This is a genomic window from Roseateles rivi (assembly GCF_043555845.1).
Classification (GTDB): Bacteria; Pseudomonadota; Gammaproteobacteria; order Burkholderiales; family Burkholderiaceae_C; genus Roseateles; species Roseateles rivi.
In genome coordinates this window covers 151,848-172,487 of record NZ_JBIGHZ010000006.1, presented here as the reverse complement: position 1 = coordinate 172,487, position 20,640 = coordinate 151,848, and the positions used below count along the sequence as shown (strand labels likewise).

Annotated in this window: 19 protein-coding genes; 7 read left to right on the top strand and 12 right to left on the bottom strand. The window is 67.4% G+C overall.

Going from position 1 to position 20,640, the window contains the following annotated elements; genetic code table 11:
- Positions 1 to 2 precede the first annotated feature (2 nt).
- The 3 genes from ACG0Z6_RS15885 to ACG0Z6_RS15875 form a co-directional block, all read right to left on the bottom strand.
- On the bottom strand, positions 3 to 1,196 hold the full coding sequence (locus ACG0Z6_RS15885; protein WP_394463186.1) for an efflux RND transporter periplasmic adaptor subunit: 1,194 nt from the start codon (positions 1,194 to 1,196) through the stop codon (positions 3 to 5).
- Between the two features lie 133 nt (positions 1,197 to 1,329).
- Entirely contained in the window at positions 1,330 to 2,430 is a 1,101-nt protein-coding gene (gene aroC / locus ACG0Z6_RS15880; protein ID WP_394463184.1) for a chorismate synthase, read from the bottom strand.
- A gap of 160 nt (positions 2,431 to 2,590) precedes the next feature.
- Complete coding sequence (locus ACG0Z6_RS15875) at positions 2,591 to 3,046, bottom strand: CBS domain-containing protein (RefSeq protein ID WP_394463182.1); 456 nt, start codon at positions 3,044 to 3,046, stop codon at positions 2,591 to 2,593.
- A gap of 185 nt (positions 3,047 to 3,231) precedes the next feature.
- Between ACG0Z6_RS15875 and ACG0Z6_RS15870 the strand changes: the two genes are divergently transcribed.
- The gene (locus tag ACG0Z6_RS15870; protein ID WP_394463179.1) at positions 3,232 to 4,080 is read left to right on the top strand and encodes an alpha/beta fold hydrolase; all 849 of its coding nucleotides are present in this window, start codon (positions 3,232 to 3,234) and stop codon (positions 4,078 to 4,080) included.
- Here the strand turns inward: ACG0Z6_RS15870 and ACG0Z6_RS15865 are convergent.
- The 3 genes from ACG0Z6_RS15865 to kbl form a co-directional block, all read right to left on the bottom strand.
- A complete protein-coding gene (locus tag ACG0Z6_RS15865; protein ID WP_394463177.1) occupies positions 4,074 to 4,940 on the bottom strand; it encodes a MipA/OmpV family protein in 867 nt (288 codons plus the stop codon). The genes ACG0Z6_RS15870 and ACG0Z6_RS15865 overlap by 7 nt on opposite strands.
- A gap of 138 nt (positions 4,941 to 5,078) precedes the next feature.
- Positions 5,079 to 6,029 carry an NAD-dependent epimerase/dehydratase family protein gene (locus tag ACG0Z6_RS15860; protein WP_394463175.1) on the bottom strand — a complete coding sequence of 317 codons (951 nt, stop codon included), beginning with the start codon at positions 6,027 to 6,029 and terminating at the stop codon, positions 5,079 to 5,081.
- 40 nt (positions 6,030 to 6,069) lie between these two features.
- Complete coding sequence (gene kbl, locus ACG0Z6_RS15855; protein ID WP_394463173.1) at positions 6,070 to 7,275, bottom strand: glycine C-acetyltransferase; 1,206 nt, start codon at positions 7,273 to 7,275, stop codon at positions 6,070 to 6,072.
- A gap of 96 nt (positions 7,276 to 7,371) precedes the next feature.
- Here kbl and ACG0Z6_RS15850 point away from each other — a divergent pair, with 96 nt between their 5' ends.
- Positions 7,372 to 7,950 (top strand): helix-turn-helix domain-containing protein, encoded by a 579-nt coding sequence (locus ACG0Z6_RS15850; RefSeq protein WP_394463171.1) that lies wholly within the window; start codon positions 7,372 to 7,374, stop codon positions 7,948 to 7,950.
- A gap of 26 nt (positions 7,951 to 7,976) precedes the next feature.
- On the opposite strand, the gene ACG0Z6_RS15845 is transcribed toward ACG0Z6_RS15850, so the two are convergent.
- Entirely contained in the window at positions 7,977 to 9,140 is a 1,164-nt protein-coding gene (locus ACG0Z6_RS15845; protein WP_394463168.1) for a YihY family inner membrane protein, read from the bottom strand.
- Positions 9,141 to 9,344: 204 nt separating this feature from the next.
- Here ACG0Z6_RS15845 and ACG0Z6_RS15840 point away from each other — a divergent pair, with 204 nt between their 5' ends.
- Entirely contained in the window at positions 9,345 to 9,716 is a 372-nt protein-coding gene (locus ACG0Z6_RS15840) for a DUF2069 domain-containing protein (protein ID WP_394463166.1), read from the top strand.
- A gap of 59 nt (positions 9,717 to 9,775) precedes the next feature.
- Positions 9,776 to 11,188: an FAD-binding oxidoreductase gene (locus tag ACG0Z6_RS15835; protein WP_394463164.1), complete on the top strand. Its 1,413-nt coding sequence runs from the start codon at positions 9,776 to 9,778 to the stop codon at positions 11,186 to 11,188.
- Here ACG0Z6_RS15835 and ACG0Z6_RS15830 read toward each other — a convergent pair.
- Entirely contained in the window at positions 11,166 to 12,128 is a 963-nt protein-coding gene (locus tag ACG0Z6_RS15830; protein ID WP_394463162.1) for a LysR substrate-binding domain-containing protein, read from the bottom strand. The two genes, ACG0Z6_RS15835 and ACG0Z6_RS15830, sit on opposite strands and share 23 nt — an antisense overlap.
- A gap of 89 nt (positions 12,129 to 12,217) precedes the next feature.
- Positions 12,218 to 14,581, bottom strand: coding sequence for a GH92 family glycosyl hydrolase (locus ACG0Z6_RS15825; protein WP_394463160.1), 2,364 nt, complete (start codon positions 14,579 to 14,581; stop codon positions 12,218 to 12,220).
- 136 nt (positions 14,582 to 14,717) lie between these two features.
- Here ACG0Z6_RS15825 and ACG0Z6_RS15820 point away from each other — a divergent pair, with 136 nt between their 5' ends.
- Genes ACG0Z6_RS15820 through ACG0Z6_RS15810 form a run of 3 tightly spaced genes read left to right on the top strand, consistent with a single transcriptional unit; the run spans position 14,718 to position 18,531 of the window.
- Positions 14,718 to 15,500: a basic secretory protein-like protein gene (locus tag ACG0Z6_RS15820; RefSeq protein ID WP_394463158.1), complete on the top strand. Its 783-nt coding sequence runs from the start codon at positions 14,718 to 14,720 to the stop codon at positions 15,498 to 15,500.
- On the top strand, positions 15,500 to 17,302 hold the full coding sequence (locus tag ACG0Z6_RS15815) for an ABC transporter substrate-binding protein (protein ID WP_394463156.1): 1,803 nt from the start codon (positions 15,500 to 15,502) through the stop codon (positions 17,300 to 17,302). The genes ACG0Z6_RS15820 and ACG0Z6_RS15815 overlap by 1 nt, the downstream gene beginning before the upstream one ends.
- 59 nt (positions 17,303 to 17,361) lie before the next feature.
- Complete coding sequence (locus ACG0Z6_RS15810; protein WP_394463154.1) at positions 17,362 to 18,531, top strand: ATP-binding protein; 1,170 nt, start codon at positions 17,362 to 17,364, stop codon at positions 18,529 to 18,531.
- An 8-nt stretch (positions 18,532 to 18,539) separates the two neighbouring features.
- Here ACG0Z6_RS15810 and ACG0Z6_RS15805 read toward each other — a convergent pair whose 3' ends face one another.
- The 3 genes from ACG0Z6_RS15805 to ACG0Z6_RS15795 all read right to left on the bottom strand — a co-directional run bounded on the left by ACG0Z6_RS15805 (position 18,540) and on the right by ACG0Z6_RS15795 (position 20,569).
- Positions 18,540 to 18,857 carry a type II toxin-antitoxin system RelE/ParE family toxin gene (locus tag ACG0Z6_RS15805; protein ID WP_394463152.1) on the bottom strand — a complete coding sequence of 106 codons (318 nt, stop codon included), beginning with the start codon at positions 18,855 to 18,857 and terminating at the stop codon, positions 18,540 to 18,542.
- A complete protein-coding gene (locus ACG0Z6_RS15800) occupies positions 18,854 to 19,105 on the bottom strand; it encodes a type II toxin-antitoxin system ParD family antitoxin (RefSeq protein ID WP_394463150.1) in 252 nt (83 codons plus the stop codon). The genes ACG0Z6_RS15805 and ACG0Z6_RS15800 overlap by 4 nt, the downstream gene beginning before the upstream one ends.
- Before the next feature lie 63 nt (positions 19,106 to 19,168).
- Entirely contained in the window at positions 19,169 to 20,569 is a 1,401-nt protein-coding gene (locus ACG0Z6_RS15795; protein ID WP_394463148.1) for a TolC family protein, read from the bottom strand.
- Positions 20,570 to 20,640: the final 71 nt, after the last annotated feature.

Sequence of the window (20,640 nt, the reverse complement as noted above, 5' to 3'; positions counted from 1 at the left end):
CTTTAGCGCGTGCTGTTGGCGGCCGAGGCGCCAGCCACTTGGGCCGAGGCAGACGCAGCCTTGCGCTGCACGATTTGCACAGGGTCGCCCTCGCGCAGGTTGTCAAAGCGTTGGGCCAGCACTTGCTGCCCGGGCTGCAAGCCCGAGAGGATTTCAATGCGGCCGTTGACCGCGTCATGCCGCCCGGTGGTGACGCTGCGGCGCTGCAGGCGTTGCTGCTCAATCACCCAGACCTGATCTTGCCCACCGGCGCTGAGCACAGCAGCGCTGGGCAAAGTCTGGCGCTCAGTGGTGTCTGCCAGTTCGATGCGGGCCACCGCGTACTGGCCCGCACGCAGCCGCTCGCCGGGGTTGTCCAAGGCCAGGGCCACACCAATCGAGCGCGTGCCAGGTTCGGCCGCCGGCGCAATGCGCACCAAGCGAGCGGGCACGCGCTCGTCCACACCTTCAACGCGCAGTTGCACCTTCATGCCAGCTTGCAGGCGGCCCACCTCATGCGTGCCCACCTGGGCCAGCAATTCCAGCTGCGCCAAATCGACGATGGTGAGCACGGCTTGCTCGGCAGCCAATTTCTCGCCGGGTAAGGCATGGCGTTTGGCCACCAGACCGCGTATGGGCGACACCAGCGCGGCCTGACGCACCTGCACCTGCGTGCTGCCCAGCTGAGCCTGGGCTTGGCGCAGCTGCGCCCGCGCGGCCTCCAGGGTCGAGCGCGAGTTGTCCAGTGCCGTGCTGGCAATGAAGTTTTGCGCCGCCAGTTCTTCATTGGCGCGGTGCTGGCGCTCGAGCTGCGCCAAATGCGCTTGCGCCGACGCCACGGCGGCCTGGCGCTCGTCCACGCGGTGGCGCAAGTCCTCCATGTCCACCTGACCCAAGGCTTGGCCTGGCGTCACGCGACCACCCTCGCCCACGGCCAGACTCAGCAAAGTGCCTGGCGCTTTGGAGCGCACCACCACGGTGTTGGGTGCCACCAAGGCCCCGGAGATTTCCACCGTCATGGGCATGGTCGCCGCCCGGGGCTGCACCACTTCGCTGCTGAGGAACTCCAGCGTGGGTCGCTTGTCCCCTTCGCTCTTTGTCGCGCTTTGGGCCGATTTGCTGCCACTGGCCACCACCGCAGCCACTGCCACCAGCAATACCAAGGCCCCTCCGACCAAGACCCAACGGCCCCGTCCATGCTTCAGTTGGATGTGCACGATCTGCCCTCTTTTGCGCTTGTTGTCTGGGGGCAGTGTAGACAGCGCCCAAGACAAACCTCTGCGTCTGCGATGAAACGCAAAAGCGAGGTAATGAGCTGCACTCTGCCCAGGTCGGGCAGCGTGCGGGGCTTCAGGCCCGTGCGCCGGGGATGGGGGGCTGATCCAGCTGCACGTCACCGCACTGCGCGCGGTGGCGCAGCACATGGTCCATCACCACCAGGGCCAGCATGGCCTCGGCAATGGGTGTGGCGCGTATGCCCACGCAGGGGTCGTGGCGGCCAAAGGTTTCCACGGCATTGGGCTGGCCCGCGCGGTCGATGGAGGGCTTGGGCACGCGGATGGAGCTGGTGGGTTTGATGGCGATTTCGGCCACCAAATCCTGCCCGGTGGAAATACCGCCGAGCACGCCACCGGCGTTGTTGCTGGCAAAGCCCTCGGGCGTGAGTGCGTCGCCATGCTCGCTGCCGCGCTGGGTGACGCAGCCAAAGCCCGCGCCAATTTCCACGCCTTTGACGGCGTTGATGCCCATCAGCGCGTAGGCAATGTCGGCGTCGAGCTTGTCAAACAGCGGCTCGCCCAAGCCCACGGGCACGCCCGTGGCCTCGACGCGGATGCGCGCGCCGATGGAGTCACCGTCGCGCCGCAGCTGGTCCATATAGGCCTCCAGCTCGGCAATCTGGCTGGTGTTGGCGGCAAAGAAGGGGTTGTGGTGAACATGCTCCCAACCCTCAAAGGCAATGGCAACAGGCCCGAGCTGCGTCATGCAGCCCCGGAATTGCGTGCCGTGGTGCTCGCGCAGCCATTTGCGCGCCACCGCACCGGCGGCCACCATGGGCGCGGTCAGGCGCGCCGAGGAGCGGCCACCGCCGCGCGGGTCGCGCAGGCCGTATTTGCGCCAGTAGCTGTAGTCGGCATGGCCGGGACGGAAGGTGTCGAGCAGATTGCCGTAGTCTTTGCTGCGCTGGTCGGTGTTTTCGATCAGCAAGCAGATCGGGGTGCCGGTGGTCAGGCCCTCATAGACGCCGCTGAGGATGCGCACCTGATCGGGCTCGTTGCGCTGTGTGACGTGGCGGCTGGTGCCGGGGCGGCGGCGGTCCAGCTCGGGCTGGATATCGGCCTCACTCAGCGCCAAGCCCGGCGGGCAGCCGTCGATGACGCAGCCAATGGCCGGCCCGTGGCTCTCACCGAAATTCGTGACTTGGAACAAAGAACCGAAACTGCTGCCAGCCATGTCGACCTGCTCTGTTGACCCCCGCGCTGCGCCAACACAGCCAGCGCGGTGTGCGCGGCTGCTGCGCCCGAGGAAAGTGCCGATTTTATGAGGGCAGCAAGCCCGCACCCCTGGGCCAACACCACCCGCTTCCGGGGTGGCTGTGCGGCATAACCAGCGCTCAGTTGCCCGGTGCGCCGTCGGCGCTGGGCCAATCGCGGATGTAGGCCTTGAGCATGCGGTTTTCGAAGTCTTGCGCGTCCACCACGGTCTTGGCCACGTCGTAGAAAGAAATCACGCCCATGAGGTTGCGGCCGTCGAGCACGGGCATGTAGCGCGCGTGGCGACCCAGCATCATGCGGCGCACTTCGTCGATTTCGGTGCCGGGCGTGCAAGTCAGCGGGTGGTCGTCCATCACGCTGCGAACCAGCGTGGTGCCCACCGCACCGCCGTTTTTCACCACGGCCGCAATGACTTCGCGGAAGGTGAGCATGCCCACGAGCTCGCCGAACTCCATCACCACCAGCGAGCCGATGTCGTGCGCAGCCATGGTCTGAACCGCATCCCACAGCGGCTGATCGGGTGAGGATGCAAACAGCGTGCTGCCTTTGATACGCAGGATGTCAGAGACTTTCATAGGGGAGGATTGGCCGAGGCCGAGCGTGGCAATGTATAGCGTCCAACATAGCACACAATGCCCTGAGCGACGCCGGGATGACCGTGGCAAACGCCCCCCAGAATGCGGCTTTGACACCAACTCGCCACAGCGCTGAACTTCCCCTGCACCGTCACAACAGCGCGCCCAGAGTCGCGCACGCCCTCATGTCCAAACCCACAACGCCCGAGGCCAGCAGCACCCCGCTCGCCCCACCTGCCCCCCTGCTTCTGACAGTACAAGGCCGCGCCAGCTTTGCACTGGCTACGCCAGAGGCCCAAGCCCCCTTGCACCTGCTGCTGCACGGCGCAGGGCACGACCACGCCGTTTGGGCCGACGTGCAGGCGGGCATGGCGCAGCAGGGCATGAGTTGCGCGGCGCTGGACCTGCCGGGCCATGGCCGCAGCGAAGGCCCGCCCCTGCCCAGCATCGAGGCGCTGGCGCATTGGGTGCTGGCGTGGCTGGAGGCCGCAGAGGTGCGCCAGCCGGTGTGTTTGATTGGCCACTCCATGGGCTCCTTGGTGGCGCTCTCTGCCGCGGCCCTGCTGGGCTCGCGCTGCCAGGCCTTGTGGCTGGTGGGCACGGCCTACCCCATGCGGGTGTCGGGCAAGCTGCTGGCCCTGGCGCACGACACCCCCGCAGAAGCCATGGCCCTGGTCAACCGCTATTCCCACCACGCGGACTTGCCGGGGCTGGCCGAGCGCCTGGAGCGCAATATGGCCATGATGCAGCGCAACGAAGCACTGGCCCCCTCACTGCCCCTGCTGCACCACGACCTGAGCCTGTGCAAACACTATGAAGCCGCGCCTGCGGCCATGCCCCTGGTGAGTGCGCCCAGCGCCGTGGTGCTGGGCGAGTTTGACCAGATGACCCCGCCAGAAGCCGCACAAGCCCTGGTGGACGGCCTGGGAGCCGCCCGCCACGTGCTGCCCTGCGGGCACGCCCTGCCCGACGAAATGAGCCAAGCCCTGGTGGGCTTGCTGGCCCGTGGGCTGCCCCGCACGCAGGCTCAGTAGCGGTAACCCAGTCCCATGCTGACGCTCCAGCTGCTGGGGCGCTCCACCATAGGGCTGTTGGCCGCGGGGCCCAGCAGGCGCGTCACACCCGCACCGGTGGTGAGCACCACATCCGGGCGCAGCAGCACCAGCCAGCCAACACCGGCGTTGGCTTGGCGCAGGCCCGCGCCGGGCTGGTAGGTCGCCCAGCGTGCATGCCCCTCAGGCACGCCGAAATAGCTGTTCATGTAGGTGGCATTGCCCGCACTGAGGCCTGCCCCCAGGCTGACTTCCTGCGTGGCGGTGCGCAGCAGCAGGCGCGAGATGTCCGTGCTGAACTGCATGCCGCCGCGGCGACCGAGGATGTCGGTGCTCACAGCACTGGTCCAGTTCCACTGCGGGCTCAGCGCCCAGCTGCCGTAGAGACGCAGGCGTGCGGTGGAGCGCACATCCGACAGGCCCGCTGTGTTGGCACTGTCGGCGCTCTTGCGCCCGGAATCCATGCGCAGGCCCAGACCCAGGCGTACGTTGTCGCGCCGGAAAAGTTCGGTGCTGGCGCCAGGACCCGCCTCACCGCGGCCAAAGCCCAACATCCCACCCGCTGACGAGGACGAGATGCGCCAGCGCCCCCAGCGCAGCGCCACCAGGGGTTTGAGGGAGCCAGAGTTGGCCTCGGCGCCCGGCGCAGTGGGGCCAAAGCGCCAAACCGCGCCCACCAGGAACTGCAGCTTGAGCGTGGATTCGGGGTCAGCTGGGGCAGCCGTGTCTGTGCTCGAGCTGGCTTGCACCGGATCGGGCGCAGAGCTTTCAGCAACAGGACTCTGTACCGCTTGCGCAGCAAGGGGCAACAAGGCCAGCAAAGCCAGGGGACGCAGCAGCATGGAGCCATCCTTTTCGCCAACGGGCGTCTTGGTTGACGCAAGACTAGCACCGTCGACGAGACACGCTGCGCACAAACGAGGCGCGTTTAGGCGCCAATCAAATATCGACCCCACTGGCCATGCGGCCCGGCCCGGAATTCAGGTCTTGAGCAGCGGGCGCAGGTTTTGCAGCATGTCCTGCACCATGGCGCTGAGGTCGTACTGCGGCTTCCAGCCCCAGTCGCGCGCGGCCACGCTGTCGTCGATGGACTGGGGCCAGCTGGCCGCGATGCTCTGGCGGAAATCCGGCGCGTAGCTGATTTCAAACTCAGGGATGTGCTTGCGGATCTCGGCCGCGATTTCTGCGGGCGTGAAGCTGCAGCCCGCCAGGTTGTAGGAGCCGCGCTCAGCAATGTGCTGGGCCGGTGCGTGCATGAGCTCCACCGTAGCACGGATGGCGTCTGGCATGTACATCATGGGCAGACCTTGGTCCTGCTCCAGGAAGCAGCTGTAGCGGCCTTCCTTGATGGCGCCATAGAAGATGTCCACGGCGTAGTCGGTGGTGCCGCCGCCCGGGGGCGTTTTCCAGCTGATGAGGCCGGGGTAGCGCAGGCTGCGCACGTCCACGCCGTGCTTGGCGTGGTACCAGGCACACCAGCGCTCGCCCGCCTGCTTGGAGATGCCGTAGATGGTGCTGGGGTCCATCACCGTGTCTTGCGGCGTGTGGTGTTTGGGCGTGGTGGGGCCAAACGCAGCAATGGAGCTGGGCCAGAACACGCGCTCGAGCTTGTGCGTGCGCGCCAGCTCCAGCACATGGAGCAGGCCCTTCATGTTCAAGTCCCAAGCCCACATCGGGTGCTTCTCGCCCGTGGCCGACAGCGCTGCGGCCAGCAAGTAGATCTGCGTCACGCCGTGGCGCTCCACACAGGCCGTGAGTGCGGCCGCGTCCGTCACGTCCAGCGACTCGTGGCGCAGCTGGGGCACGCGGCCTTCGGGTGCCAGGTCGGAGGTGATGACGTTGTGGTCGCCGTGCAGGCGCGCCAGCTCGGTGGCCAGCTCGGTGCCGATCTGGCCATTGGCGCCGATGATGAGGATCTTGGGGCTGCTCATGGGGAGGTACTGCAAAAGATAGAGAGAAAGCGGCTCGTGCTCAGGCCGGAATCAAGCCCAGCTCGCGGCCGGCTTGGGTGAAGGCGGCCACGGCTTGTTCGAGGTGGTGGCGCTCATGCACGGCAGAAATCTGCGTGCGAATGCGCGCCTGGCCCTTGGGCACCACGGGGTAGAAGAAGCCCACGGCGTAAACGCCCAGCTCCAGCAAGCGCGCGCTGAGCTGCTGGGCCTTGACGGCGTCATACACCATCACCGGGGTGATGGGGTGGGTGCCGGGCTTGATCTCGAAACCCGCGGCCTGGATGGCCTCACGGAAATAGGCGGTGTTGGCTTCGAGCTTGTCGCGCAGCTGCGTGGAGCCTTCCAGGATGTCGAGCACCGCCAGCGAGCCGCCCACGATGCTGGGCGCGACGGTGTTGCTGAAGAGATAGGGGCGCGAGCGCTGGCGCAGCAGCTCGATCACCTCGCGCTTGCCCGTGGTGAAGCCGCCCGAGGCGCCGCCCAGCGCCTTGCCCAGCGTGCCGGTGATGATGTCAATCTTGCCGAACACGCCGCGGTGCTCATGCGTGCCGCGGCCGGTCGCGCCCAAAAAGCCGCTGGCGTGGCACTCGTCAATGCCCAGCAGCGCGCCGTAGCGATCGCACAGCGCGCGGATTTTGTCGAGCTGCGCAATCGTGCCGTCCATGGAGAACACGCCGTCGGTGAACACCAGCTTGAAGCGTGCGCCTGCGGCCTCAGCAGCCTGCAGCTGGGCTTCAAGGTCAGCCAGGTCGTTGTGCTTGTAGCGAAAGCGCTTGGCCTTGCACAGGCGGATGCCGTCGATGATGGAGGCGTGGTTGAGCTCGTCGCTGATGATGGCGTCGGCCTCGCCCAGCAGCGGCTCGAAAAGCCCGCCGTTGGCGTCAAAGGCTGCGGCGTAAAGGATGGTGTCTTCGGTGCCCAGAAAGCGCGCGATGCGGGCTTCGAGTTCTTTGTGAATGTCTTGCGTGCCGCAGATGAAGCGCACACTGGAGAGGCCATAGCCATGCGTGCGCAGGGCTTCGTGAGCGGCTTCAATGACTTGCGGATGCGAGGACAGGCCCAGGTAGTTGTTGGCGCACAGATTGATCACTTCGCGCCCATCACGGGTGCGCACCACCGCACCTTGAGGGCTGGTGATGATGCGCTCGCCCTTGAAGAGGCCGGCCTCGCGGATACCGTCTAGCTCTTGGCGGACATGCTGGTAGAAATCTTGAATATTGGCCATGCTGCACTCCGTGGGGCACAATCCGTTAAATCGAACTTGTTCACTATATCGAACAGGCGTGCAGTATTCAGCAAGTACCGAGGCAGGTCAAGCAGCATGACGGTTACCACCCCCGAAAGCCTGGAGCCCCCGCGCGTGGGCGCCACCTTGCAGAGCCTGCGGCAAAGCCAAGGGCTGTCGCTGGACGAATTGTCGCGCCGCGCCGGGGTTTCCAAGTCCATGCTCAGCCAAATTGAGCGCAATCAGGCCAACCCGACGGTGGCCGTGGTGTGGCGCTTGGCCAATGCCCTGGGGGTGGAGCTGGCCGAGCTGCTGGGCGGCGAGCGCGCACCCAAGGCCGCCATCGAGCACGTGCCCTCGCACGGCACACCCGCGCTGAGCAGCCCCGACGGGCTGTGCCAACTGCGCATCCTGGGGCCCATCGACCTGGCGGGGCAATTCGAGTGGTATGAGCTGGAGATGCAGCCCGGCGGCGCGCTGGAGTCTGATGCGCACGAACCCGGCTCGCGCGAACACCTGAGCGTGCTCAGCGGCGCGCTGGAAGTGCACGCCGCTGGCCTGAGCCGCAAAGTCAAAGCGGGTGAAACCGCGCGCTACGGCGCCGACGGGCCACACGCCATTCGCAATGGCGGCAAAGGCGTGGCCACGGCGCTGCTGGTGGTGCTGCGCAGCTGAAGGCGCGCAGAGCCCACCGCAGCGCTTCAGCGAGGGCTGTCGGGCAGGATTTCGGCCAGCGTCAACGCGGCCATGCGTGTGGAGCGCCACAAGGGCTCCAGCGCCCCGCGCGGTGCCACCAGCAGCTGCGCCAGCAGCGGTCGCGCCAGGGTGTTGTGCGGGTCCACCAGCAACACCAGGCGCTGCGAACCCGATTCGTCCAGCCGCCCCACCCAGTCCAGCGCCAACAGCGTCTCTAAAGTAGGCTCCAGCTGCAGAGGGTTGACATGCAGCCTGCGCGCCAGCGCGTGCTGCCCCAGCCCGGCTTGACCGTCGCGCTGCGTGCGCGCCAACACCGACAGGCACTGCAGCGCCAGCTCCAGCGGCTGCCCTGCCCCGCCCGCGCTGGCGCGCGCCAGCAGGCGCGAGGCGCTGCCCAATGCCGGCGCATTGGCCGCCAGAATGGCCCCCAGCAGCACGATGGTCCAGCCCATGTACATCCAAATCAAAAAGATGGGCACGGTGGCGAAAGCGCCGTAGAGCGTGGAAAAGGTGGTGACTTGGCGCACATACCAAGCCAGCCCCATCTTGGCCAGTTCAAAGGCCAAGGCTACAAAGGCCGCGCCAAAGAGCGCATGGCGCCAGCGCACCTCGGTGTTGGGCACAAAGCGAAACAGTGCAGCCATGCCCGCGCCCAGCAACAGCAGGTCCACCACACTCCACAGCGCCAGTGGCGGGCGGGTGCTGGGCTCGCCCAGCCAGCTGGCTCCGGCCGTGAGCACACCGCTGGTGAAGGCCAGGCTCGCGCCCAGCAGCAGCGGCCCCAGCGTGAGGGCCGCCCAATACACCAGCACGCGCTGCGCCACCGGGCGGGGGCGGCGCACGCGCCAGATCTGGTTGAGCGTCTGGTCTATGGTCAGCATCAGCAGCAGGGCCGAGGCCCCCAGCGCCACCAAGCCCACTGCACCCAAGCCCTTGGCCTTGGCGGAGAACTGGGTCAAAGACCCCAGCACCGGCTTGGCGATATTGGGAGGCACCAGGCTCTTCAAAAAGTACTGCTCCAGCGCGCGCTGGAAGTCCGAAAAAATCGGAAATGCCGTGAACAGGGCCAGGGCCACAGTCAGCAGTGGCACCAGGGAAATCAAGGTCGTCAGCGTCAAACCGGCGGCATTGAGACCCAGGTGCTCTTCGGCAAAGCGCTTGCGAAACACCGCAAAGGTTTCACCCCAAGGCCAATGCAATAACTGACCCCCCGCATATGCGGGCCATTCTTTCCATCCCCGAGGCTCGGGCGTCTGCGTCAAACTCATGCTCGCTATGATGCCAGCATGTCTCGAACCCCCTCTGTGCAGTCGACAGCGCGTTCGACCCCGGATTTCCCTGCCCCCCACACCCCAACACCTGAGGCCCAAGCTGTGCGCACCGCCCCCAGCAGCGCCGAGCGCTTGACCCGCAATATCGCCCTGGGCGGCACGCTGGCCCTGGCCCTGCTGTGCCTGGGCTGGGAACTGTGGTGGGCGCCCATAGGCCGGGGCACGCTGGCCATCAAGGCCCTGCCGCTGTTTGTGCCCCTGCTGGGGCTGTGGCGCTACCGGCTCTACACCTTTCGCTGGCTGAGCCTGCTGGTGTGGGTTTATGTGGCCGAGGGTGCCGTGCGCGGTAGCTCTGACAGCGGGCTTTCGGCCTGGCTGGGCTGGGCCGAACTGCTGCTGGCCGTGGCCATATTTGCCGCCTGCGCGGCCCATGTGCGCCAGCGCTTGGCCGCGGCACGCAAGGCCGCTCTTTAGCGCCAGCGGCGCGCAGGCCGCGCCACGCTTGAAATCTCAATGTTGTCCAGGAACATCCCATGAGTGATTCTTTGCTGCAGGCCCTGCGGGGCATCGTGGGCGATGCGCATGTGCTGCGCCCGCAAGATCAAGACCTCAGCGCCTATGAGCAAGACTGGCGCCGCCGCTACCACGGCCGCTCGCTGGCGGTGGTGCGCCCGGCCAGCACGGCTGAGGTGGCGGCCGTGATGCGCCTGGCTCACGAGCAAGGCGTGCCCGTGGTCACGCAAGGCGGCAACACCGGCTTGGTGGGTGGCAGCGTGCCCGACGCCAGCGGCACGCAAATCTTGCTCAGCCTGCAGCGCATGAACCGCCTGCGCGGCGTGGACCCGGCCAACCTCACCCTCACGGCCGAGGCGGGCATGGTGCTGCAACTGGTGCAGCAGGCTGCGGCACAGGCCGAGCTGCTCTTCCCCCTGAGCCTGGCCGCTGAAGGCAGCTGCACCCTGGGCGGCGTGCTGGCCACCAACGCTGGCGGCACGCAAGTGCTGCGCTACGGCAATGCGCGCGACCTGTGCCTGGGCTTGGAAGTGGTGACGGCCGATGGCCAGATCTGGGAGGGACTGTCAGGCCTTCGCAAAGACAACACCGGCTACGACTTGCGCCACCTCTTTGTGGGCTCGGAGGGCACGCTGGGCGTCATCACCGCCGCCACCATGAAGCTCTACCCACGCCCGCGCGCCCGCATGACGGCGCTGGCGGCTTGCGCCAGCCTGCAAGCAGCGGTGGATTTGCTCAGCCTCGCGCAGCAGCACTGCGCCTCGGCCCTCACGGGGTTTGAGGTGATGAACGAGCTCTCGCTGCAGCTGGTGGCGCGCCACTTCCCTCACCTCACCCAACCCTTGAGCGGCCATGCCTGGACGGTGTTGCTGGAGCTCTCGGACGCTGAAAACGAGGCCCATGCCCGCGCCCAGTTCGAAGGCATGCTGGAGCAAGCCCTGGAGCAAGGCTTGATTGACGACGCCGCCATTGCCGAGAACCTCACGCAAAGCCACGCCATGTGGCACTTGCGCGAGTCCATTCCGCTGGCGCAGGCCGAAGAGGGGCTCAACATCAAGCACGATATTTCGCTGCCGGTGTCGCGCATTCCTGAGTTCGTGACGCAGTGCGACGCCGCCCTGGCCCAGGCCTTCCCCGGCGCGCGGCTGGTGAACTTCGGCCATCTGGGCGATGGCAATTTGCACTACAACCTGCAGGCCCCCGAGGGGGTGAGCGCCGCCGAGTTCCTGGGCACGCACGAGCACGCCGTCAACCAGCTGGTGTTCGACCACGTGCAGACCCATGGCGGCAGCTTCTCGGCTGAGCACGGCATTGGCGCACTCAAGCGCGATGAGCTGGCCCAGCGCAAGAGCCCTGTGGCTTTGCAATTGATGCGCGCCATCAAGCAGGCGCTGGACCCCAAAGGGCTGCTCAATCCGGGTCGGATGTTGTGAGCGCCGCAGCGCGCAGCCCCTGCAGCAGCTCGGCCACGCCGGTGCGCTGTTGAGCGCTGCGCCGCCACACCAGGTGGTAGGTCTGGCGCTGCGCCGCCACCGGCGGGCAGGCCAGCACCAAGCGGCCTTGCTGCAAGTCTTGCCCCACCAGTGCGCGCGGCGCCAGCGCCACGCCCAGGCCTTGGCACGCCGCTTCCAGCGCCATGAGGCCGTTGGCAAAGCTCAGCGCGGGCTGGCGCTCCAGGTCTTGCTCCACACCCAAGGCCTGCAGCATGGCCAGCCAGTGCGGGTAGTCGGCCACGCCTTGCAGCGGGCGGTCGTGCAGCAGGCGCAAGAGGCGCCAGTCCGCCGCAGCATCCAGCGCTTGGGCTGACAGGCCCAGCCCCGCCAGATAGGCTGGCGCGGCCACCACCACCACGCTGCTGGTGAACAGCGGCTCGCTGCAGAGGTCTTCGCCCTGTGCGGGCAGGTAGTCCAGCCACACGGTGTGGCGCTGGGGGTCGCGGTCCAGCTCGGTTTCCAGCTCCACATGGCAGTGCGGTAGCGGTGCGAGCAAGGCGTTGAGGCGCGGCAGCAACCAGCGCTGCGCCAACAGCGGGCGTGCTGCGAGGTGGATGGTGTCGAGCTGGCGCCCGCGCAGCCCCTGCGTGGCCTGGCGCAGCCGCGCAAAGGCCTCGGCCACCAGCGGCAGGTAGCGCTCGCCCTCGGCGGTGAGGCGCAGGCCCTTGCTCTCGCGCACGAAGAGGCGCACTTCCAGATAGTCCTCCAGCTGCTTGACGTGCAAGCTCACCGCACCGGGGGTGACGAAGAGCTCGCGCGCGGCAGCGGCAAAGGAGCGCTGGCGTGCTGCCACCTCAAAAGCGCGCAAGGCGTTGAGCGGAGGCAGGCGTTCTTTCAGGGCTGGGCGCAGGGGCTCCAACGGGGCACGGGGCGTGGACATGGGCGGCAAAGCCAGAGGGCAACTTGCGAAGGCCTGATTGTCGGATCAGACCCCCGCCGCTGCGCTGGCCGCGTGGCCTTGTGTGTGCGCTAGCGCGCTGCTTCGTAAGGCGTCTGGCTCAGGGGCCGTGCCGCAGGTGCTTGGCCCCAGTCGGTGTTGGCGTGCTCGCCCATCACAAAGAGCAGCTCGCCCCCGGCGGCCAGGTCGGCGTGGCGCAGCACTGGCCCGGGCAGCGGCACGCCGTTCAGGCGGGCTTCTTGCACGTAGATGGCGCGCTCGCTCAGGCCTTCGGTGCGCACATGAAAGCGCTGGCCGTTGGGCAGGTTCAAAGTGGCGCTCTCCACAAAGGGCCGGCCGATGACGTACTCGCCGCTGGCCGGGGCCACGGGGTAAAAGCCCAGGGCGGTGAAGACCAGCCAGGCCGACATCTGGCCCAGATCGTCGTTGCCCGCCAAGCCTGCGGGCCCGCACTGGTACTGGCGCGGCACGATGGCCGAGAGGCGCTGCTGCGTCTTCCACGGCGCACCGGCGTGGGCGTAGAGGTAGGCAATGTGGTGGCTGGGCTCGTTGCCGTGGGCGTAATGGCCCATGAGGCCGGAGATGTCCTCCATATGCCCGTACATCTTGGCGTTGGTGTCGGCCTCGAAGATGGCATCAAGGCGCGCCACCAAACCCGCGTCGCCCCCCAGCATGCCCACCAGCGCAGCGCCGTCATGCGGCATGTACCAGCTGTACTGCCAGGCGCTGCCCTCGGTGTAGTCGCTGCCATAGCCCGCGGCGGTGGGGTTGAAGGGCTCGCGGAAGCGGCCGTCGCTGCCCTTGCCGCGCGCAAAGCCCGTGGCGGGGTCCAGCAGGGCGCGAAAGCCCTGGGCGCGCTGCTCGTACTGGGCGGCGATATCGGCCTGCCCCATGGCCTTGGCCATGCGCGCCAGCGTCCAGTCGTCGAAGCAATATTCCAGGGTTTTGGAGACGCCCTCGCCCTCGCGGTCCCAGGGCACATAGCCGTGCTCCATATAGGCCTGCACGCCAGCGTAAGCGCCGTACTGGCTGCTGGCCAGCATGGCTTGCAGCGCGGCTTGTTCGTCAAAGCCGCGCACGCCTTTGAGGTAGGCGTCGGCAATCACCGGCAGCGCGTGGTAGCCGATCATGCACCAGGTCTCCAGCCCATGGAAACTCCACACCGGCAAGATGCCGTGCGGGCTGTGCTGCTGGCTGGCCAGCAGGCTGTTGACGAAGTCGGCGTTCTTCTTCTCGGGCTGCACCAGCAGCAGCAGCGGGTGCAGGGCGCGGTAGGTGTCCCACAGCGAGAAGGTGGAGTGGAATTCAAAGCCCTCGGCGCGGTGCACCTCGCCGTCGGGGCCGCGGTACTGGCCGTCGCGGTCCATGCACAGGCTGGGCGCTTGCAGCGCGTGGTAGAGCGCGGTGTAGAGGCTTTGGCGCATGGCCGGCTCGGCCTGCAGCTCCAGCGCGCCCAGGGCCTGTTGCCACTGCGCGCGCGCCGCTTGGTGGGTGGCCTCAAAGTCCCAGCCCTCGATGTCCTGGAGGTTGTCCAGCGCACCTTGCTCGCTCACGGTGGACAGCGCCACCTTGAACTGCAGCTGGCCCACGGCGCCAAATTCAAAAGCCGCCACCAGGGCGCGGCCCTCCAGCGCCTTGCGGCCCACGGGGTTGGCGTGGCCCGGCGCGCGAAAGCCGCGGTAGGGCACGTCGGTCTCGGTGTTGTGCAGCTCGTGCAGCGTGGGTGCTTGCTGGAACTCAATGGCGAAATAGAGCTGGCGGGCTGGAGCCCAGCCGCGCGTCAGGCGCATGCCGGTGAAACGGTGGGCGCTGCGCTGGCGCAGCTTGCTCCAGAGCACTTTGCCGTTGTGGTCGTAAATGCTGCTGCGCAGGTCCAGGATGAGCTTGGCGTTTTCGCCCGCGGCGTAGCGGTAGCGATGCAGGCCCACGCGTGTGCTGCAGGTCAGCTCCACATCCACCTCGTGGTCCAGCACACGCACGGCGTAATAGCCCGGCGAGGCGCGCTCTTGCTCGTGCGAAAAACGCGAGCGGTAGCCGCTGAAGGGGCGCTCGGGGTAGCCCGGTTCCAGCCGCGTGGCGCCGGTGATGGGCATGAAGAGCACATCGCCCAAATCGCCATGGCCCGTGCCCGAGAAATGCGTGTGCGAGAAGCCCAGCAGCGAGTCGTCCTCCCAGCGGTAGCCCGCGCACCAGGGGTAGGCCTGGCGGTGGCTGCGGTGCTGGGTGTCAGGGCCCAGCTGCACCATGCCAAAAGGCAGCGTGGCCGCCGGGGTGCAGTGGCCATCGCCCCCGGTACCGATGAAGACGTCGACGGCATCCAGCGCGCTGGAGTCTGCGGGGCGAGGCGGGGTTGAGGTCATGGCGTGAAAGAGGGGCAAATGCAAAACACAAAGAAGTCGGCCAAGCGTGGCGGCTGCCGCGATGCTAGCCAGCACCGCGCGCTGCGGCGCGCGAGCAAAGCTGGGGCTGCGCTGCAGCTTTTCTCCATGGTTGGCGCTGCTGGGGTGTCAAACAATGCCGCCCAGATTCACACCCCCTGCCCCATCAACCAGACCTCGCCCCCCCCCGGATATGCCCTTGCGCCAGACTTTGCTTCTTTGGGCCGCCCTGCTCGGCCCCCTGCCCAGCCTTGCACAAAGCCCCGCGGCCACGCCCGCCGCATGGGCCGCGGTGAGCACGCCCGAGGTCGTTTACAAAAACGACGGATCGCCCGGTGCGGAGTTGTTCAAGCAGCTCGTGCCCGATGCGCAGGCCTACATCCTGGCCATTGGCAGCCAGGTGGTGCAAACGCTCTACCGCCACCCCTCGGAGGTACCGGCCTTTGGCCGCATGGAGCTGCGCATTGAGCGCTGGCAGGACGAACCCAAGGGCATTGCCTGGAAAGCAGGCAGCCCGGCTGAGGGCATTGTGGTCAACGTCAACGCCTTCTACCTGGAGCGCTACGCCGCCAAAGGCGGCAATGTGGCGCAAGAGGTGCGCGGCATCCTCTTTCACGAGATGACCCACGCCTACCAGCACTACGAAGGCATGGCCGGTGCGGCGCTGGAGGGCGTGGCGGATTGGGTGCGCTTCAAAGCGGGCTACCAGCCCGAGAGCCTGCGCAAGCCCGGCGGCCACTGGACGGACGGCTACAAAACCACCTCCTTCTTTTTTGCCTGGCTGGAGACGCACCGAGGCCACGCGGACTTTGCCCCATGCTTTAACGCCACGGCCAAGCCCAGTGGGGCACGGCAAGTCAGCCCCTGGAGCTGGGAAGCCGCCGTGGCCGCCTGCACGGGCGGCGCCGCACTGGGCACGCTGTGGCAGGACTACCAAGCCTGGCTGGCCGCCAACGCCGCCGGGGCCCAGCGCTGATGCGCCGCCGCCAATGGCTGTGCAGCCCGGCCCTGGGTCTGGGGTTGGGCAGCATGGACGCTGCGGCCGCGGCTGCGCCGGACAAAACCCTGCGCATCGCCTTCAAAGCCGCTGAGACGGGCTTTGACCCCGCGCGCATCTCGGACGGTTACTCGCGCGCAGTCACGGCCCATATCTTTGAGGCCCTCTACGACTACGACCCGCTGGCGCGCCCGGTGCGCATTCGCCCGCTCACCGCAGCGGCCCTGCCCGAGGTGCGGGACAACTTCCGCCACTACACCATCGAGCTGCGCCGGGGCATTTTCTTCACCCCCGACCCGGCCTTTGGCGGCCGTGCGCGCGAGCTGGTGGCGGCGGACTACGTCTACAGCTTCAAGCGGCTGATGGACCCGGCCCTGCGCTCGCCCATGATGCCCTTTGTGCAAACCGCGGGCATGCTGGGGCTGGACGCGCTGCGTGAGGAGGCGCTGCGCAGCGGCCACTTCGACTATGAGCGCGAGATCCCGGGCCTGCGCGCCACCGGGCGCTACACGCTGGAAATCCGCCTGGCGCAGCCGCGCCCGCGCCTGATCGAGCGCCTGGCAGGCAACGACATTTTTGGCGCCGTGGCGCACGAGGTGGTGCAGCACTGGGGCGAGGCCATAGATGCCCACCCCGTGGGCACCGGGCCTTTTGTGCTGGCGCGCTGGAGCCGCGGCTCGCGCATCCTGCTGCAGCGCAACCCGCACTACCGCGAGCGCTACCTCGACGCCCAAGCCGCCAGCGACGACGCCGAGGGCCAGGCCCTGGCCCGCCAGCTGCAGGGCCGCCGCCTGCCGCTGCTCGACGCCGTGGACATTCGCATCATTGAAGAGAACCAGCCGCGCTGGCTGGCCTTCTTGAAGGGCGAGCTGGACCTGCTGGGCCCACCGGGCGACGGCATTCCGGCGGACTTCATCAGCCAGGCCGTGCAGCACGGCGAGCTGAGCGCGCCGCTGCGCGCCCAGGGCCTGCAGCTCAAACGCCAGCTCAACGCCGACAGCGAACTCATCTTCTTCACCATGAGCCACCCCGTGGTGGGCGGCCTGCAGCCCGAACGCGTGGCCCTGCGCCGCGCCATCTCGCTGGGCATGGACGTGCCGCGCCACCTCGCGCTGGTGCGCAAAGGCCAGGGCGTGCCCGCGCACTCGCCCCTGGTGCCGCACACCAGCGGCTACGACCCCCACTTCAAAAGCGAGATGGGCCAGTTCGACCCGGCCCGCGCCCGCGCCCTGCTGGACGCCTGGGGCTGGCGCGACCGCGACGGTGACGGCTGGCGCGAGCAACCCGACGGCCGCCCCCTGGTCCTGGAAGTGGCCACCACCCCCACCCAAAGCGCCCGCCAGACCGACGAGCTCTGGCGCATCAACATGAAGCGCATCGGGCTCAATGTGCGCTTCAAAACCGCCAACTTTGGCGACCACCTCAAAGCCGCGCGCGCCGGACAGCTCATGATCTGGGGCTTTTCGGTCAGCAGCGATGTGCCCGACGGCCTGGCCGCGCTGGCGCGCTACCACGGCCCGCAGGCGGGCTCGCAAAACGTCGCCCGCGTGGCCCTGCCCGAGCTCGACGCCCTGTACGAGCAGCTCCAGGCCCTGCCCGACGGCCCCCAGCGCAACGCCCTCTTCCACGAGGCCAAGCGCCTGGCCGTGGCCTGGGTGCCCTACAAAATCGTCAGCCACTCGGTGAGCAACGACCTGGCCCAACCCTGGGTGCGGGGGTTCCGCCGCCCCTTGTTCGGCAGCGACTACTGGCAGTACCTGGACATGGTGCCTCGGGCTTGATTTGATGCCGATTTATTCGTGAGCCATAATTATGGAAATCACATAAATCCAGCCAAACCATGCCCCACAGCACCGAGCTCTTCCAGCGCAGCGCCTACGCCGCCGACATGGCCCAGCAGCTGCTGCGCCCCAGCGCGCTGCAGCTCAATCTGCGCTCGGGCGTCTTCCTCTCGGGCATACGGCGCGTGGGCAAAACCACTTTTTTGCGCCAGGATCTGGTGCCCGCGCTGGAAGCCCTGGGGGCGCTGGTCATCTATGTGGACCTCTGGAGCGACCGCAGCAAAAACCCCAGCGCCCTGGTGCTGGAGGCCGTGCGCCAAACCCTGGTGGAGCTGCAAAGCCCGGGCTCAGGCCTGCTGCAGCGCCTCAAAGGCTTGAGCCTGGGCGCGGTGGGCTTGAGCTTCAGCTTTCAGGTTGACGGCCTGGGCAGTCCCGGCGGTGCCACCTTGGCGCAGGCCGTGGTGGAACTGGTGGAGTTGGCCAAGGTGGATGTGGTGCTCATGGTCGACGAGGTGCAGCACGCCACCTTCAGCGACGACGGCATCCACCTGCTGCACGCCATCAAGGCCGCGCGCGACGCCGTCAACCCCCGGCCCGACATGCCCGGGCACTTCATCTTCTTGGGCACGGGTTCGCACAAATCACTGGTGACGGAAATGGCCTCGCGCCGCACCCAACCCTTTAGCGGCGCGGTGGCGGCGGACTACCAGGTGCTGGGTGAGGACTTTGTGAGCTGGCAGCTCGAGCGCATACGCGCCAGCACCCCCGGCGCACGCCTGCCCAGCCTGGCCTGCGCCAGCCGCGGCTTTCACAGCCTGGGCCACCGGCCCGAAGAGCTGCTCAAAGCCCTGGTGCAGCTGCAAAACACCAGCATGGCGCCCGACCCCGCTTTTGAACTCATCTGCCAGACCCTGGCCTCCACCGTGGCCGATGTGGAACTGCGCCAGCTCGACGAACTCGGCCCGCTGGCGCGCCTGCTGTTTGACCGCATTGCCGCCGCCCCCGAGCGCGGCGCCACCGGCCTGTTCCGCACCCAAGCCCTGGCGGACTACAGCGGCGCCATGCACGCCCGCGTGGACGCCCCGCAGGTGCAAGGCACGGTGGACAAACTCGTCTCCGCCCACCTCATCATGCGCGCCGGGCATGGTCTCTACCAAATCGCCGACCCGTTTTTGCGCCAGGTCTGGCGCGAACACAAAGCCTTGAGCAGCCACAAGGCCGCACCGTAGTTGGAGGCTCAGCCCCCATCGCCCAGCAGGGCCGCGATGTCCTGGCGGTCAAAGAGCAAACGCACCACATCCAGGTGGTCTGCAGCCTCGAAATACAGCCACTGCAGGGGGAAGCCGGTCAGGCGCCAAGCGCGCAGCCCGGGAATCTCGCAAAGCTGCCCCAGGCGCGGAGAGCCCATGGCGGGCATGCGTTCGAGAGGCTCAAGGGCTGCCAGCGCAGCGTCAAAAAACCGCTCGCCCAGGGCCACACCGCCCTCTGCCGCGTAATGCTCAGTGGCAGAGATCAGATCGGCCTCAGCCAGGGGGCGCAGCCGGGCGGCCTTCAACGCCGTGAACCCAAGGCCTGCGCTTTCAATTGCGCCCGAACCTGGGGGGTGAGCGGACGCGCCTCGCCGGATTCCAAGCCTTCGGCAATGAGCTCACGCAGGCGCTTCTTGGCTTGCTCTTCCTGGTCGCGCCGGATCAGTTCACGCAGGTATTCGCTGGTGTTGCCGTACTGGCCAGAACGCACGCGGTGGTCCACGTAATCGCGCAGGGCCTGCGGCAACGCAAAACTCATGGTGTTGGTGCTCATGCCCGGCATGATCCGGCAGACTATCAATAGTTGTCAACCGAAGCACGGCCACCCTGCAGCCCTTCAACGCAGCGGCGTCAACACACCGCGGCCTTGGGACCAGATCAGGGCAATGATTTGCTGGGCGTCGAACAGCGCGTTGACGTGGCTGACGCGGGTGCTGTAGTAGTCGCCCTCAGAGGCCATGACGTCAAACAGCGAGCGGCGGCCCAGCTGCTGCCATTGCTGCAAGGTCGAAGCGCGCACGCGGTCGCTGTTGCGCAGGATTTCAACGCTGCGCCGCGCACGGTCCAGCGCACTGGCGGCGGATTCGTGCATTTCCATCACGCGGTAGCGCTTGGCTTCCACGGTTTCATCACGCTGCAGCAGGGCCGCTTGGTAGCGGCGCTGCGCCGAGGTGAGCGCGGCATCGGCACCGGGCTGCAGCAGCGGCACGTTCAGGTGCACGGTGGCACCCACATCGCGCTGGCGCTGCGTGCCGCCGATCAAGGTGCTGTTGAAGCTCACGCTCACGCTGGGACGCTGCCCGGCCTGGACCGATTCGGCGTAGTGGCGCTGGGCTTGTGCGTTGGCGCTGGCCTGAGCCACTTCGGCGGAGCTGGCCACATCGGCCTGGGCTTGCGCCAAATCAGGCAGCTGGGTGAGCACAGCGCTCATGGACACGGGCGGCGGCAGCTCGTCGCCCACAAAGCGGCGCAGCTTGACCTCGGTTTGGCGCAGGGCCGACTGCGTCATCTCCAGCTGCAGCTCGGCTTGCTGCAAGCTTTTTTGCGCCTGCACGAGTTCGCTGGCGCGGCCTTTGTCGGCGCGCGTGATGCTCTCCAGCGCGTCAACCAAACAAGCCATCTTGCGTGCGTATTGCTGGTAGACCTGCCCTTGCAGCTGGTAGCGGCTGCGATCCAGGGCCAGAGACACGGTCTGCAGCGCCAGCTGCTCCTCGGCATTGCTGTGGCCCAGCCTTGCGGATTCGGCCAGTTGGCTGCGCCATTCGGTGAGCTTGGCCATGCGACCAAAGTCCCACAGCGAGGCGCTGGCTTGCAGCCCTACCTGGTGCTGTAAGCCCTTTTGCGTGGTGATGCCGTTTTGCTGCTGCCCCACCAAGCCCGTGCTGGCTTGCAAGTTGACGGTAGGCAGGCGCTGCTGGGCCTGGGCCTCGGCCACATCAGCCTGGGCCGCGAGATTGAGCAGCTGCAGCGCACCCAGTGTGCGACTGCGCCGCGCGCTGAGGTCCACCAGCTGCAGCAACTGGCTGCGCGGGTCTTGCGCTTGGGCCTCGGTTGCTCCTGCTTTGGGCGCGCTGGCGGCTGCTGGGCTGGCGGTGCTGTCGTCCGCGCAACGTGTGGCCACTTGAGCACCCACAGCCAGAGGGGCCGCGGTCAAACAGAGGGCCAAGGTCCAGCCTGAACCCGAGGGCACAGAGCGCCAAACCGCACGGCGCAAAGCGGTGGAATGAGCACGAGACATAGGGGGCAATGCGTTCGATGAGGACAGGCTTCATCTGAGCATGGACCCGCCTGGCGGGATGGGCCGAAAAG

Bases quoted from the DNA above. Each gene is read 5' to 3' on its own strand.
- ACG0Z6_RS15875 (WP_394463182.1), bottom strand. From the start codon at position 3,046: ATGAAAGTCTCTGACATCCTGCGTATCAAAGGCAGCACGCTGTTTGCA.
- ACG0Z6_RS15850 (WP_394463171.1), top strand. From the start codon at position 7,372: ATGACGGTTACCACCCCCGAAAGCCTGGAGCCCCCGCGCGTGGGCGCC.
- ACG0Z6_RS15810 (WP_394463154.1), top strand. From the start codon at position 17,362: ATGCCCCACAGCACCGAGCTCTTCCAGCGCAGCGCCTACGCCGCCGAC.
- kbl (WP_394463173.1), bottom strand. From the start codon at position 7,275: ATGGCCAATATTCAAGATTTCTACCAGCATGTCCGCCAAGAGCTAGAC.
- ACG0Z6_RS15815 (WP_394463156.1), top strand. From the start codon at position 15,500: ATGCGCCGCCGCCAATGGCTGTGCAGCCCGGCCCTGGGTCTGGGGTTG.
- aroC (WP_394463184.1), bottom strand. From the start codon at position 2,430: ATGGCTGGCAGCAGTTTCGGTTCTTTGTTCCAAGTCACGAATTTCGGT.
- ACG0Z6_RS15870 (WP_394463179.1), top strand. From the start codon at position 3,232: ATGTCCAAACCCACAACGCCCGAGGCCAGCAGCACCCCGCTCGCCCCA.
- ACG0Z6_RS15865 (WP_394463177.1), bottom strand. From the start codon at position 4,940: ATGCTGCTGCGTCCCCTGGCTTTGCTGGCCTTGTTGCCCCTTGCTGCG.
- ACG0Z6_RS15820 (WP_394463158.1), top strand. From the start codon at position 14,718: ATGCCCTTGCGCCAGACTTTGCTTCTTTGGGCCGCCCTGCTCGGCCCC.
- ACG0Z6_RS15835 (WP_394463164.1), top strand. From the start codon at position 9,776: ATGAGTGATTCTTTGCTGCAGGCCCTGCGGGGCATCGTGGGCGATGCG.
- ACG0Z6_RS15830 (WP_394463162.1), bottom strand. From the start codon at position 12,128: ATGTCCACGCCCCGTGCCCCGTTGGAGCCCCTGCGCCCAGCCCTGAAA.
- ACG0Z6_RS15800 (WP_394463150.1), bottom strand. From the start codon at position 19,105: ATGAGCACCAACACCATGAGTTTTGCGTTGCCGCAGGCCCTGCGCGAT.
- ACG0Z6_RS15860 (WP_394463175.1), bottom strand. From the start codon at position 6,029: ATGAGCAGCCCCAAGATCCTCATCATCGGCGCCAATGGCCAGATCGGC.
- ACG0Z6_RS15795 (WP_394463148.1), bottom strand. From the start codon at position 20,569: ATGTCTCGTGCTCATTCCACCGCTTTGCGCCGTGCGGTTTGGCGCTCT.